Origin of the sequence: Levilactobacillus tongjiangensis (genome assembly GCF_003946345.1) — a bacterium.
Taxonomy (GTDB): domain Bacteria; phylum Bacillota; class Bacilli; order Lactobacillales; family Lactobacillaceae; genus Levilactobacillus; species Levilactobacillus tongjiangensis.
In genome coordinates, this window is sequence record NZ_RHNY01000007.1 from 103,599 (window position 1) to 118,092 (window position 14,494).

General features: G+C 47.8%; 11 protein-coding genes and 2 tRNA genes. 4 read left to right on the top strand and 9 right to left on the bottom strand.

Annotation, left to right across the window (positions count from 1 at the left end):
- Nucleotides 1–936: 936 nt before the first annotated feature.
- Both EKM75_RS05695 and EKM75_RS05700 read right to left on the bottom strand, forming a co-directional pair.
- Nucleotides 937–1,596 (bottom strand): histidine phosphatase family protein, encoded by a 660-nt coding sequence (locus EKM75_RS05695; protein ID WP_125692852.1) that lies wholly within the window; start codon nt 1,594–1,596, stop codon nt 937–939.
- A gap of 109 nt (nt 1,597–1,705) precedes the next feature.
- Nucleotides 1,706–3,562, bottom strand: coding sequence for a cation:proton antiporter family protein (locus EKM75_RS05700; RefSeq protein WP_125692854.1), 1,857 nt, complete (start codon nt 3,560–3,562; stop codon nt 1,706–1,708).
- A gap of 332 nt (nt 3,563–3,894) precedes the next feature.
- On the opposite strand from EKM75_RS05700, the gene helD reads away from it, so the two are divergent.
- The 4 genes from helD (at nt 3,895) to guaA (ending at nt 10,124) form a co-directional block, all read left to right on the top strand.
- A complete protein-coding gene (gene helD, locus EKM75_RS05705) occupies nt 3,895–6,189 on the top strand; it encodes an RNA polymerase recycling motor HelD (RefSeq protein WP_125692856.1) in 2,295 nt (764 codons plus the stop codon).
- Nucleotides 6,190–6,961: 772 nt separating this feature from the next.
- Entirely contained in the window at nt 6,962–7,885 is a 924-nt protein-coding gene (gene coaA, locus EKM75_RS05710; RefSeq protein ID WP_125683195.1) for a type I pantothenate kinase, read from the top strand.
- Nucleotides 7,886–7,896: 11 nt separating this feature from the next.
- Nucleotides 7,897–8,475 carry a hypothetical protein gene (locus EKM75_RS05715; protein WP_125692858.1) on the top strand — a complete coding sequence of 193 codons (579 nt, stop codon included), beginning with the start codon at nt 7,897–7,899 and terminating at the stop codon, nt 8,473–8,475.
- Between the two features lie 107 nt (nt 8,476–8,582).
- Nucleotides 8,583–10,124, top strand: a complete 1,542-nt coding sequence (gene guaA, locus EKM75_RS05720) for a glutamine-hydrolyzing GMP synthase (protein ID WP_191988797.1) — start codon at nt 8,583–8,585, stop codon at nt 10,122–10,124.
- A gap of 176 nt (nt 10,125–10,300) precedes the next feature.
- On the opposite strand, the gene EKM75_RS05725 is transcribed toward guaA, so the two are convergent.
- The 7 genes from EKM75_RS05725 to EKM75_RS05755 form a co-directional block, all read right to left on the bottom strand.
- Nucleotides 10,301–11,482, bottom strand: coding sequence for a tyrosine-type recombinase/integrase (locus EKM75_RS05725; RefSeq protein WP_108477402.1), 1,182 nt, complete (start codon nt 11,480–11,482; stop codon nt 10,301–10,303).
- Between the two features lie 103 nt (nt 11,483–11,585).
- Nucleotides 11,586–11,659, bottom strand: a tRNA-Ile gene (locus tag EKM75_RS05730).
- A 2-nt stretch (nt 11,660–11,661) separates the two neighbouring features.
- Nucleotides 11,662–11,735, bottom strand: a tRNA-Arg gene (locus tag EKM75_RS05735).
- A 53-nt stretch (nt 11,736–11,788) separates the two neighbouring features.
- Nucleotides 11,789–12,556 (bottom strand): DUF1828 domain-containing protein, encoded by a 768-nt coding sequence (locus EKM75_RS05740; RefSeq protein WP_114670568.1) that lies wholly within the window; start codon nt 12,554–12,556, stop codon nt 11,789–11,791.
- A gap of 36 nt (nt 12,557–12,592) precedes the next feature.
- Complete coding sequence (locus EKM75_RS05745) at nt 12,593–13,015, bottom strand: DUF6978 family protein (protein ID WP_125692862.1); 423 nt, start codon at nt 13,013–13,015, stop codon at nt 12,593–12,595.
- Between the two features lie 75 nt (nt 13,016–13,090).
- A complete protein-coding gene (locus EKM75_RS05750; RefSeq protein WP_125692864.1) occupies nt 13,091–13,987 on the bottom strand; it encodes a hypothetical protein in 897 nt (298 codons plus the stop codon).
- A 95-nt stretch (nt 13,988–14,082) separates the two neighbouring features.
- Nucleotides 14,083–14,493, bottom strand: coding sequence for an ImmA/IrrE family metallo-endopeptidase (locus EKM75_RS05755; RefSeq protein ID WP_225426666.1), 411 nt, complete (start codon nt 14,491–14,493; stop codon nt 14,083–14,085).
- Nucleotide 14,494 lies beyond the last annotated feature (1 nt).

Here is a 14,494-nt window from a genome sequence, read left to right on the forward strand (position 1 = left end):
CATTCTTTGTTGGTTGTCTTTTTTGTTTTGTGGAGATATTTGTGAGTGTCCGCCTTCGGTGGCCAAGATTGGGGCCTGCTGTGGGGACCGGAGCGAGCCAGAGTGCGGTCTCGCTCCTCGACTGGAAGCCACGGACAACCCACCGCGTCTCCCAGCTCGTCCCACGGTGTAATCGCGCTTAGAACGCGCGATAACACCGTCGACACAGCTGCCCCCAATCTTGACCACCTGCGGCTTACACGTGTCGCTGACTTTGAACGTGGTGGCTGGTTAGTTTTTAAAGACAACGTTGGCTGATAGGTGTGGGAGAGACGGCAGAGCTAATACCGGCACCTGCTGTGGGAACCGGCTCGTCCCACGGTGTAATCGCGCTTAGAACGCGCTAGCACCGTCGACACAACTGGCACTAATCTCGGTCACTTGCGGCTTACATTTGTCGGTGAACTTGAGAGGGTGACTCGTTGGCTTTTGAAGTTGGTGTTGCCAACTTAAGTGTGATTATGTAACGGTTAGTAAAGTGATTGGCCGCGTCGCTGGTGTGTGTAGACAATTACAATAGGAGTATTAACAGATGCAAAAAAACAGCTACCCATTCACAAGTATTTTATGAGTGGATAGCTGTTCGTGCGTATTTTCTAAAAATAGCGGACTCGTGCACAAGCTGATAGTTGATTATCGGCCTGACAATTTGGTGGTCATCATCAATGTTGCTTGTAGGAACTAACGTAGCCGCAGGCCGTCAGGGCGGGTGGCCGCAGTGACGGTGGCGTTAGCTCGGTGGTTTTTGCCGAGGTTACGCCACGGGACGAGCTTGGAAACTCGGTGGTCTTCCGAGGTTTCAAGTCGAGCCGGAGGACCGGTTTTCAGGCCAGAGGCGGTCCCCACAGCGGCCACCCGCCCTGACGGCCGAAGGCGGCCACTTTCATTCCAGCTAAGCTACTTAAGTTTACCCTCAGTATTGTTGTAGAAATCAACGTGATACTGGCCGTCGGTAACCGTCAACTTGGTAATACTACCGTTGTCAACGGGAACGGAGATGTCAATCGTGTCGGAAAACTTCGACACAATACTTCGGATGGTCGTACTGTGCGTCGCAATCAGCACCTTGTCGCCGTCCGTGGCATTGGCCACGGCACGGTCTAAACCAGGTTGGAGGCGAGCCCAGTAGGTGGCGTTATCTTCGGCGTCACCGTAAGGGTCTTGTGCGCGAAACATGTCCTTGGTCTTTTCAATGGTCAGCTTAGCAATCATGGCGTTGAAAGAATCTAACCCGACTGGTGAGCCTAACGTGTGCCAGGTGAAGCTGGTGTCAAGGCCTTCAAAGAAACCAAAGTTTTCTTCCCGAAAGGCGGGTTCCGTGGTCAATGTCACTGGTGTCTCGTTAGCAGCTAAAATGCTCTTAGCCGTGTTTTGCGCTCGCGTTGTGTCACTAGCGTAAGCTGCAGCGAACGGAATGTGTGCTAACCGCTCGCCGGCGCGCTTGGCGTCTGCGATTCCCTTATCGGTCAGCGGGGAGTCGGACCACCCTTGAATTCGGTGGTATTTATTTAAAAAGGTTTGGCCGTGCCGCACCAAATATAGGTCAACTGTTGCCATCTCAATCTCTCCTTTGCGTGTCTTGAAGCTGAAGCGGGTGGCCTACTGGTCACTCTAGGGCCTGGCAAGTAAAACTGCCAAGCTCACACTGGTTAATATCTTACCAGTTCTAGTTGAGGATGCCTAGTTCGCGCCGAATTTCACGAGCCTTTTCCGGCGTACTGGTGAAGATGATGCGGTCATTGAATTTCAAAGTGGTAGCGCCAGTTGGTCGGACAAAGTGACCGTCCCGGAAAATCTGGCTGATGGTCACGGCGCCGACAAAGTCCAGACTGTGGATGGCTTGGTCCGTGTAGCGGCGGTTGCGGAGCGCCACTTCGTAGACGGCCGAGGTCGAGGAGGTCAGTAGGCGTAACGTCGTTGGCGTTTCAATCAGGCTTCTGAGCATTGCGATATTAACGTTGGGTGTGTTGTAGACTTCGATCCCTAAGTCGATTAGCTCGTCTTCCCGTTCATCTAAAATGTTGCGGTCTTCAAAGCGGGCAATGACCCGGTTGACACCATAGGCTTTAGCAGCCTTGGACAATTCGAAATTCTTGGTGGCGTTGAAGTGGCCGAGCACCACGATGTCCGCGTCGAAGGCGTCTTTTTGCTCGGCATCGGCGACCTCTAAGGAGTCTAAGAGTTCAACGTTGACTTCAGAGTTGTAAGTCTTGTAGTTGGCGGCCTTATCGGTGTACATGGTGATATCGTACCAACTATCGGCTAACTGCTGGGCCACAGGTACCGTGAGCAGGTTGGTGCCAATGAAGTGGACCGTTGATTTTTTAAGATCTTCGGCTTCGGCGGAGTAACCGGTGTTGAACAGAAGTGGTCCCAGAACACAGGTCAGGATAGCTGCCAGCAGGAAGGCACCGGACTGCTGGGTCGTGACGACCTTCATCGTTTTAGCGACTTGTAAGACGGCCAGCACCATGGTGATCGTCGTGGCGGTAATTGCGGTACCAGCGAAAGCATTGCCCCGTTTGAAACGCAATCGGAGGACAAAGTAGACTCCGATCTTGGCTAACAGATAGGCGGCAAAGAATGCCGGAATCAGTAAGAGGGTGGCTGGGTCTGCCAATAGCGTGCGCAGGTTCAGCTCGGCTCCGCTCATCATGAAGAAGATGGGAATGAAGAAGCCGTAGCCAATTCCATCTAGGCGTACCCGGGTGTCCTCCTGCGGCTGGAGCAGCTTCATCACAATACCAGCCACGAAAGCGCCCAGAATTCCTTCTGCCCCTACGGATTCGGCAATGACGACCATACTAAAGATGAGGAAGAAGGCCAGCCGAATGTCGAGCTGGGTGGTGGACTTGTTGATGGACTCGAAAAAGGTAAAAAACGGCTTGAACCGGCGGAATAGGACCCCGGCGGCCAAGAAGACTAACAGGAGGAGCCACAGGGATTTACTGCTATTCCCGAAGACTGAGGCGTAGATGGTCAACGAAAACAGAGGAACGATTTCCCCTAAGGCAGCAATCAAGAGGACGGTCTGGCCGAAGGGCTTACTCAGGAGTTCCTTTTCCTTGAGCGTGGCAATGACGATGCCTAATGAAATGGTCATGAAGATGATGGCGGCCAACCACGGGTCCTTGAAAAGGCCAGTCCACTGGCAAATGAAACCCAGTAGCAGGGCACAGACGACGATGGCCGCGTAACTGGTGACCGCTAAGAAAACGGGTGAATAGCGCGGGGCGCTCCCGGCAACTTTGGCGGCCAACGGGGTTTGCGGGCGTTTGCGACGACCGAATAGGCTGAAGTCAATTTCCATCCCACTCAGAAACATCAGGAAGATGACCCCCGTGTTTGATAAGAGACTTAACGTATTGTTGCTGTGGACAACGTTTAGAATGCTTGGTCCTAACAGGATACCCACGAGGATTTCCACGACGGCGGTCGGTAGTACGGTGAGCTTGAATTTCGCCATGACTAGCGGCGTGACCAACGCGGCGGTTAAGATAATTAACAAGGAAACTTGGTCCATAGTTTCACCTCCGAAAAAAGTTCTCTCTTATTATAGCAAACCTGGGGAAAACTAACTGGATTCACGCCGGGCGGAATGCTTTATTTATAGGCTGAATTAGTGTAAAATTGAAAGTCGAATTATCATGGATAACGTCTGCAATGGTGCGGTGGGGCCAGTGCCGCTGGCCGGGCGGTTGGGTGGACTTTTGCTTAACCGACACGCAATTTGCGGCCAACAATGATGTGACCACTTAGGGATTGACCCGGTGGGAGGATCAGTGGGCTCACCACAGCTTAAGCGGCGTATCCCGTTTCAACGTTTGTTGTTTAGTTAATCGAGGAGGGATTGGCTTGCCAGATTCAATCAAGTCCCAAGAGCAGAAACATTTAGATAAGGTCGTCCAGAAGATTCAAACCGCCGAAGAGGAAGCCAAGCAACGGATCGACGTTGCTGAGACCGACGAGGCAGGAATCCGGAAGAACTTTGTGAATGACTTGCGGATTAAAACGGATAGCTACGAGGGCTTGTTAGAGACGGCGCTTTCTGTTCGGCAACAGCAACAGCTGCTGGCCGAACGGCAGAACAGTTGGCAACATGCCACGACTGAACTGAGCACGTTAAAACGCCTGGAGCAGAAGGCCTACTTCGCCCGGATCGACTTTCAGGAAGGTCCCAAGTCGAAGGTCGAAACCATTTACATTGGCCTGGGGTCCTTCTCTGACACCCCCGATCATTTTCTGATTTACGATTGGCGGGCACCCATCTCCAGCATTTACTATGATGGGGAACTGGGCAATGTCAGCTACCAGACGCCCGACGGAGAACAAACCGTTGACGTCAAATTAAAACGGCAATTTCAAATTGAAGACGGCACTATTGTGACCCTGTACGATACGGATCAGACGGTGACCGACCAGATGCTGTTGTCTGCGTTGAGTGAACATTCCGATACGAAGATGAAGAGTATTGTCACGACCATTCAAAAGGAACAAAACCAAATTATTCGAGACACCAAGTCCGACCTGTTGTTTGTCCAGGGGGCCGCGGGTTCCGGGAAGACGGCCGCCATTTTACAACGGGTGGCGTTCCTACTGTACCGTTACCGGGGCCATCTGAACGCTGGACAAGTCATGCTGTTCTCGCCGAACCAGTTGTTCAACGACTACATCGACCAAGTGTTGCCTGAACTCGGGGAGCACAACATGGTCCAGATGACGTACTACCAGTACGCCGGTCGTCGGTTGCCGAAGATCGACGTGGAAACGCTGGCGCAACGGTTTGACGAATCCAATACGCCGGCACAAAAGGCCATCAACCAGCTGAAGGGAAGCTTGAACTTCTTTGATGCGGTGACCGATTACGCCGACCATTTGGAAAGTGCGGACATGGTGTTCCGCAACATCAAATTCAAGGGCGACGTCTTTATTCCTAAGGAAAAGATTCAAGAGATCTACTACGGCTTTAACCGTAACTACCACCTGGGTAATCGACTCCAGGCCACTAAGGAAGCCCTGATTCGGATCTTGAACCGGCGGATTTCTAGTGAAATGAAGACCAAGTGGGTTGAAGATACCATTCAGGACCTGAGTAAGGAAGAGTTGGATTCACTGTATGGGGATGACCCAAGAGAGTTCGATTCAGCTGAAAAGGAAACCCAATTCTTATCACGGAAAGTTGTGATGAAGGCCTTCGATCCGATTCGAAAGGCTATCGTCCGGGCACGGTTCCTGAGCATCAACAACCAGTACGTGCACATGCTGCGCGATATGCCGAACCGCGTGGACTTGAAGCGGGCAGGTATCTCCGTGGCGGACTGGAATGCTAGCGTGGAGGAATCCATTGACAAGCTGAAGGATCACCGGATGCAACTGGTGGATACTACGCCGTACCTGTACCTCTATGACAAGATGACTGGTAAGGGTGGCGAGCGCGATATGCGTTACGTCTTTATGGATGAAATTCAGGACTACAACGCCTTTCAACTGGCGTTTCTGAAGTTTAGCTTCCCCCGGGCACGTTTCACGATGCTAGGGGACCTGAACCAGGCCATCTTTACCAAAGAAAACAGTCGGACGCTCTTGCAAGAACTCAGCACGATGTTCGACCCTGACAAGACGCGGGTCGTGCAGTTGACGCAGTCGTATCGGTCAACCCAGCAGGTGACTGACTTCACCAAGCACATCCTGAAGAACGGAGAAGCCGTTACGGCGTTCGCGCGTGAAGGAGAACTGCCAACCGTGACGGTCGCAGCTGATGAGACGGCCGGGATTCAACAAGTCATTGCACAGTTGAAACAAAACGATGAGGAACAAGAGACGACGGCCATCATCGGTAAGGACCTGGCAGATTGTCGGGACCTGACCGAGAAGCTGAAAGCCGCTGGCGTTGCGGTGACGTTGATTCAATCTGAAAACCAGCGCTTGGCGCCCGGAACCATCGTGGTGCCATCGTTTCTGGCCAAAGGATTGGAATTCGATGCCGTTATCGTTTGGCAGGCATCGAAGAGTCGGTATGCGGCTGAGGATGAACGGCAATTGCTATACACCATCTGTTCGCGGGCGATGCACCGGTTGACGGTCATCGGAATCGATGAGTTGTCACCATTGTTGAGCGACGTACCTGAATCTGAGTTTGAACTGGTCTAGTTTGGCTGGAGCTGGATTGGCCGCCTTCGGCCGCCAGGGCGGGTGCCCGCTGTGGGGAACGCCTACGGCCTGAGGGGCGGTCCTCCGGCTCGGTTGGCAGCCTCGGAAAATCACCGAGTCTGTCAACTCGTCCCGTGGCCTAACCTCGGTAACCCACCGAGCTAACGCCACTTTCACTGTGGCCACCCGCCCTGGCGTCCTGCGGCTACGATTGGCTGTTCAATCACAGATTGGTGATTGGGCAACAATTAGGTTAGCAGTAGGTTGTTCAGGTTCGTGGTGTTTTAACAGATTAATTTGATGAGAGGCCTCGGACATATTGTGTCCGGGGCCTCTTTTGTGTGGGTGTTGGTGATTGCTTGCGCTGATGTAGTAGGGTGAAGCTCTTGTAAGTAGAACTGTGGTTAATCGCGTTGGACCAGTATGAAGTATGCTACGGAGCTTGGCGGGACACTGGAGATGCAATAGCTCGCAACTTCAGTGGAGGTGGCCAGGGGTGGGGGCAGCCGTGACAATGGCGTTAGCTAGTGGGTTGCTAGCTTATGCCATGGGCGACTTTGAAGACAGGTGGGCTGGCCTGGCTTCAAATCGAGCGAGAAGCCCGTACTTTGGCTGAAGCGTCCCCACAGCAGGCCCCGCCCCTGGCCGCCGGAACGCGCCAATAAGAGAACGCTTCCATTCACGGCGTACTTTGTGAAATCTCTCCCCGAAAACCGTAGAATTTGCGGTATAATGGTGGGTAATTATTCCTGACTAGAGTTGAGGTGTCTTCATGAGTGATCCGATTAATTACAATGCATTTACCCGAGCACAGTGGCGGGCGTTTTCGGACGATGCCACGTTGCCATTGACCCAAGAGAGTCTACGGCAGATCAAGGCGTTTAACGACCGCATTTCCCTGCAAGATGTGCAGGATATTTATATTCCGTTGATTCACTTGTTACACCTACAGTTTGATCACTATCAAAAACTGCAACGGGACAAGGCAGAATTTCTGCAACAGAAACCTCACCGAGTACCGTTTATTATCGGCATCGCTGGTAGTGTGGCGGTGGGGAAGACCACGGCGGCCCGGCTGTTAGAGGTTCTACTGAATCACTACTTTACTGGCCAACGGATCCAATTGATCACGACCGACGGGTTTCTCTACAGCAATGAGGAGCTGAAAAAGCGTAATCTCATGGCGCGTAAAGGGTTCCCGGAAAGTTATAACATGGGGGCGCTGATTCAATTCTTAAACGACGTCAAGGCGGGCAAAAAGCTCATTAAGTCGCCGGTCTATTCGCATAAGGTTTATGACATTGTGCCGGACCGCTACGACTATATCATGCATCCAGACGTGCTGATTGTTGAGGGTATTAACACGCTGCAACTGCCAACCAACGAGCAGATTTACGTCAGTGACTTTACGGACTTTTCCGTGTACGTGGATGCGGACCCGGCCTTGATTGAGGACTGGTTCTTAGAACGGTTTAAATTGTTGCTGGAAACGTCCTTCCAAGATCCTAGCAACTACTACTACCCGTATGCCATTGGCGACCGGGACGTGGCTTTGGAAAAGGGAAAACAGGTCTGGCGCGACATTGATCTGAAGAACCTGACTGAGTACATCTTGCCGACGCGAAACCGGGCGGACATGATTATTCACAAGACGTTCCATCACCGAATCGATCGACTCCTGTTGCGGAAATACTAGGAGGAATCAGGATGTTAAGAGATGCCACGATTGTGGACGCGGATGCGGTGGCCATGTTGGTCTTACATGAGTTGGAGCGGCGTCAACTGCGGCGGTTGCGGCGACTCAGCAAGGAACAGCTGTCACAGTTGTTATTCGTGGGCTATCACCAGGAAAACTTTCGCTACGGTTATCCCCAGGCGCGCGTTTATCAGAATCAAGGAGTTGCGGTGGGTGTCGCTTATGGCTACCCGGCGGCGGTTGAACCAACGTTGGATAATCAGTGGGCGTCACTATTTTCACGGCTTCAGGAGACACCACCACAACAGCTGGTGGTGACGCCACGGGCATTGCCGGATGAATGGTACCTGGATCTGTTAACGGTTCGAAATCGTTCGAAGCGTAAGACGTTTCAGCAGAAATGGTTTGATGAGTGGCTGCTGGGCGATGCGTTACATCAGGCACGACTAAGTGGTCAATCGGTCGTGGGGATGGACGTTCGACCCGGGAGTTCTAATGCCAAATTGGCCGCGGAGTTTGGCTTTGTAGCAACGATGTGGCGACGATTGGACCGGCAAAATTATCTGCATTTACGTTATCGGGTGAACTAGTCCTGCGGGAATTACCCAGGATTTAGATTGACCCGCGTTTGAGAAATCTGTATGATATAAGCAATGTTGAAAAAGAAGAAAGGGTGAATGGCTTGGCAAACGTTGATATGTCCAAATTCGATAAAATCATCGTCTTGGACTTCGGAAGTCAATACAACCAGTTGATTACGCGCCGGATTCGTGACTTAGGCGTTTACTCCGAACTGAAGGCACACACGATGAGTGCTGCTGAAATCAAGGCTTGGGGCCCTAAGGGGATCGTATTCTCCGGGGGACCAAACAGTGTTTACGACAGTAGTGCCTTTAACGTTGATCCTGAGATTTTTAATCTGGGTATTCCCATCTTAGGAATCTGTTACGGGATGCAACTCATGGCGCACCATCTGGCTGGTGGGAAGGTCGAATCCGCGGATAACCGCGAATACGGCCGCGCAGACATCACCGTTTTGAGTGATGACGCCAAACTATTCAAGGATACGCCAAAGGAACAGACCGTTTGGATGAGTCACGGGGACCTGGTTACCCAGGTTCCGGATGGCTTTGAACGGGTCGCTACCAGTGAAAACTGCCCAATTTCCGCGATGCAGGACGTGGACCGCAACTTTTACGGGATTCAATTCCACGCGGAGGTACGCAACTCGGAATACGGGAACGATATCCTGAAGAACTTTACCTTTGACGTCTGTGGTGCGCAGGCCAACTGGTCAATGGATGACTTCATTGACTTACAGATTCAACACATTCGGGATATGGTTGGCGACAAGCGCGTCTTGCTCGGCCTGTCCGGTGGGGTTGATTCTTCCGTAGTTGGTGTGCTGTTGCATAAGGCCATTGGTACGCAACTGACCAGTATCTTCGTTGATCACGGCCTGTTGCGGAAGGGCGAAGCTGAACAAGTTATGGCTAGCCTGAAAGGGAAATTCGGCTTAAACATCGTGCAAGTCGACGCCCAGGACCGCTTCTTAAGCAAACTGGCTGGTGTGACTGAACCCGAAAAGAAACGTAAGATTATCGGTAATGAATTTATCCAAGTCTTTAATGACGAAGCTCAGAAGTTAGATGGTATCGACTTCTTGGCGCAAGGAACGTTGTATACCGACGTGATTGAAAGTGGGACTGACACGGCACAAACCATTAAGTCTCACCATAACGTAGGTGGGTTGCCGGAAGACATGCACTTCCAGCTGATTGAACCCCTGCGTTCATTGTTCAAGGATGAAGCCCGTGAGTTGGGTGAAAAGTTGGGGATGCCTAGCGACCTTGTGTGGCGGCAACCATTCCCTGGCCCTGGTCTAGGGATTCGGGTATTGGGTGAAATCACCCCCGAAAAGCTCCAAATCGTGCGAGACAGTGACTTGATTCTCCGTGAGGAAATCAAGAAGGCTGGTCTCGACCGTGATATCTGGCAATATTTCACCGTCCTACCAAACATCAAGAGTGTTGGGGTAATGGGCGATGGCCGGACCTACGACTATGCCGTGGGTATCCGGGCCGTAACGTCGATCGATGGGATGACGGCGGACTTCGCTCACATTCCATGGGATGTCTTACAGGGGATTTCCGTCCGCATTGTCAACGAAGTGGACCACGTTAACCGTATCCTGTACGATGTTACGAGTAAGCCGCCTTCGACTATTGAGTGGGAATAAGGCAGGTATAAATTAAAGGCATTGGGTGACAACCCATGACAACGATACCGCTATTTGTTAGCAATTGTTGTTTTAAAAGTTGTCACTCAATGTCTTTATTTTTCACCCATTGCTGACACCTGAGCTGACACCCAAGTGATTTTTCGGAATTTTTGGTCTTTTCCTGACACCCAATTTTAGATATCCTTTGAAATCCCCTTAAATACGCCCATGGCACCCTCTGGGGTCTCTCGTGTATAAGAATCGGTCATAGTGATGCTTGCGTGACCAAGCCAATGCATGACGTCAGTTTCGGGTAGTTTTTCTGTTCGTGCCTTCGTCGCAAAGTAATGTCTTAGTAGGTGAGGATGTATTGTGATCCCTGATTTTTGGGACACTCTTCTCATCATGGTATTTGTATACTGTACGTGATATGGTTTTCCAGTTTTAGGATTCAACCACAAAAAATGGTCTTCCGGGGCCTCTATATTGTGGTCTTCAAGAATTCTGTTGGAATATAAGATTGCGTATTTTATGAGATCAACATATTCACCGGCAACCCAGATAGTCCGGTAAGATGATTCTGTTTTTAACCCGGTACCTGTCGGCTCATTGGCAGTTCGGGCTACATAAAATTTAATGCCACAAATATCTTTTTTGTTGACTTCATCACGTTGGAAAGTGAAAGACGATTTGGTGCGCAGACCCATCATCTCGCCTCGACGTTGACCCAATGTCATCAGTTTAATGAATGCGTATTCGTATTTATTAAGTTGTTCCTTTGCGGTCTTCATGAACAAGTCAAAATCACTTTTGGTTAGGTCTTGGCTTTTGGCCGGTTTGCCACCAGTGATAACTATATGTCGCAACTTATTTTTTGTGATGACGTCATTAATTTCAGCGTCATTCATAGTTTGCTGCATTAGGGAATCGACACGATGAAGCGTGCTTTTCGTGTAGCTGCCACTTAGCACAAGCTCATCTATGAAGTGCTGATACTGTGGACGAGTGATCTTTTGGATTTTTTGAGAGCCAAATGATTTGCGAAAATGGGTATTATAGTAGGTCTTATTCGTGCTGGCTGTTGAATTCTTCCAGACACCCATACGTATTTTGCGTTCAGCCATTTGGTCAAAATAATTGTTGAGTGAAATTTGTTTACGCTCAGCAGTCGCAATTGAGCCATCGAACAGACGGGTTTCAAATTTTCGTAAATCCTGTTCAGCATCTTGCCAGTTTAAAAAACCACTTGTTGAGTACCAGTCATCTTTGCCCATGGCGTTTCTGTACTGCTTGCGCACACTGTATCGCTTACCTCGCTTAGTTTCGTACCAGTAAATATTGGGATGTTTTTTCATTGCATATCGCTTAATTGCCATGTCGATTCCTCCTAATGGAAATTAGTTAGCTTGACTTTTCCAAACGTACGTTCTTTTGATGGCAAAAAAGAAAATCCCGGATAGGGACTTTTTTGTATTGCTATGGACCTTGTTGGACTTGAACCAACGACCGGACGGTTATGAGCCGTCTGCTCTAACCAACTGAGCTAAAGGTCCAATGAACCCTGCGAGAATCGAACTCGCAACCTACAGTTTAGGAAACTATTGCTCTATCCTGTTGAGCTAAGGGTTCGGATAATTGTAAATTCGTTTTCTAAATAAAAGCCCAATTAAGGGCTGTATTTGTTATCGTAATTCGAGAAGCTTTTTTTTATTATCCCAAGGCAATAGATTTATACGTGCTTCATCTGCAATCTTTTGTGCTTTATCTGACACATTACCAACATTACTGTTGAAAATAATTGAATAAGTTGGGGTGTTATTCAGTTTGTTAGCTGTACCACTTAGAATATCTGTAAATTTATAAGCATTAATCATAACTTCATTTATTGATATTTTTTGTTGAAAGTCAATCATTCGTTGGGGCCGATCCTTTTTTTCAGGAATAGTGTAATCTATTGAATATGAAACGCCACTTTTACCTTCTGCCGGCCAACCAGACAGGCCACCAAAATCATTTTCTCTGAAGTACGTGTATATTTCTTCATAAAATAGACTTTCAACATTGGATTTTTTAGTATTGGACAGATCATTTATTTGAATCATTGCTGAAATTAGATTCTGTTTCATTGCAGGAAAGTTAGAAACTTTGCCACTAATCGAAAGAATATCATCAATCTGATCTATACCATATCTTTCTTTTATTTTATCAATAATCCGTTTTCTTGCGTATGAAGTTACATCAATACCATATAAAAATAGATCCTCAAAGATGGTACCGTCATCGCTTATTCTTATCCGATCGGATGATAATGGTGTTACGTATATTCTCATATTGTCACCGATCATATTTTCAAATGGAGTAGTAATTTCATCGGATTCGTCGATAGTTTTGATTTTATATTGATTTCTAAGCCATGTGGCATAATCATCGAGCATTTTATTGGTATTCATGTAATTTCACCTCCGTTTACTTAATTATAGTGGCCATTATACAGTTGATAGAGAAATAGATAAATCACTAAGCTCAAAATTATTATATTTTAAAAAGGTAGCCAAAGACTCAATGATATCGGAAGTTTGATTGTAATTTTCGATATCTGACAGTGGAATTGCATCAAGTCCATCGTTATGTTCTTCATCAAAGATATGAACGTGAGGTGTGGGGATACCCTCATGAGTCGCACCAATGAGATCAATACGTATCATGATGCTTTTATACATCAGTACGTAGGAAAGGTCATTCTTTCGGATATGTCCCTTGCGTACCTGTATGACTCTGAACTCTTTATCTGGATCAAAGGTGGCATGACCTTTGATAATCTTTTGCGCTCCCTGCGGAGCACAGTAAATTTTATTTCGGTTGACAGTTTTAGGGTAATCATGTATTTTTTGATATTCATCATTCTCCATTGTGCCACCTCCTTTAATTTATTCTATATTTCTCCCCGGAATCGAACCGAGGGGAGTCACCGGACAGAAGCTATGTTATCTATCTTTAACCCAGCCGCTATTAGTAAATTTCCAACTTTTAAGAATTAGAACTCCTGTTTTATAATGTTCTACTTTATCCCAGTACTTAGATTTTGAATATTTGTCTCCATGACGCATAACGATTTTTGATCTTGATGTAGGACTGTACGGTGAGCTAATACGATTACCGTCTTTCCATGAGTTGAATGATTGAAAACCAGAGTTGTCCTTTTGATAATAGGTTTTTCCGTTCACTCGAATTCTTATGACATCGTTGCTTTCACTATCCCACTTTGCATAATACTTTTTATAGATACTTTTTACCGTGATGTAGTGTCCAGACTTACTGTTGGCATCACTGGCTGATGTGTAAAGTTTCTGAGGGCCTTCGTCTGCTTGTAAGTATGCCGGTGTATATTTGTCGTAATAGTATCCGTTGAATTTTGAAGCCTTGTATTTCACAGAGGGGTGTTTGGCAATTGCCTTTGTCTTATACCAGTAGTCCACATACGTTCCGGTATCTGGTATTTCATGCCACGGTTGTTTAATAGCAGGATGACCTTTATGGTTAACGCGTTTCCACATACCCTCATCATCAGTTCCGTATTTACCGATTCTGTAATACCCCTTTGGTGTTTTTGACACATACATATCGGCGTGTCCATTTGCATAGGAGGGGAACTTTACTCCTGAGTAGCTGCTGGTTCCATTTATTCCGGAAATTTTAAAATGATAAGTAGTAGCAGTTAATTTTTCATAGCTGTCATAAAATGGGTCATAATGATACCAAGTTCCCCTCAGTGATGAAGGGACTTTTACGGCCTTAGCACTGGCATTTGAGTCTGTGAATCCAAGCGCAAATCCTGTGGATAGTGTTAGTAATCCAATGAATGCGAAAATATGTTTTTTCATGCTTTCCTCCTGAAATATGTACAGCTTTTAACGTCATCGGGTGTGGACGGAAATATTAGTCTCTAACGCATTAAAATCTAATCAATACGTTTCTTCTAGTTATTGATACACTTTTTAAATCGTGAAATTACAGCATTTAGTAGATAGCTAGGTATGCCAAATTGTTCCATAAATGGGGATACATTATTGAAGGTATATCCAGTAACATCAACATAAATAGGAATTAGAATGTCTAATCCAGTCATGTTCGCCGCACGTTCATACTTTGACTTGTTTGAGAAGCTAGAATAGTAGAGTGTTCCTTCATCGCCATTAACGACGTGTCCTATTTCGTGAGCCATTTGGAATGGTATTTCTTTTTCCTCATGCCAATTCGTATTAACAACAATTGTTTTAGTATCAGGGCGAGATGCAGAAGGAGTATGGCTGTCAAAATGGCTGGTCAAAATTACGGTTATTTTATGATCGTATGCGTATTTCATAAGATTGACGATAATTACGTCCATA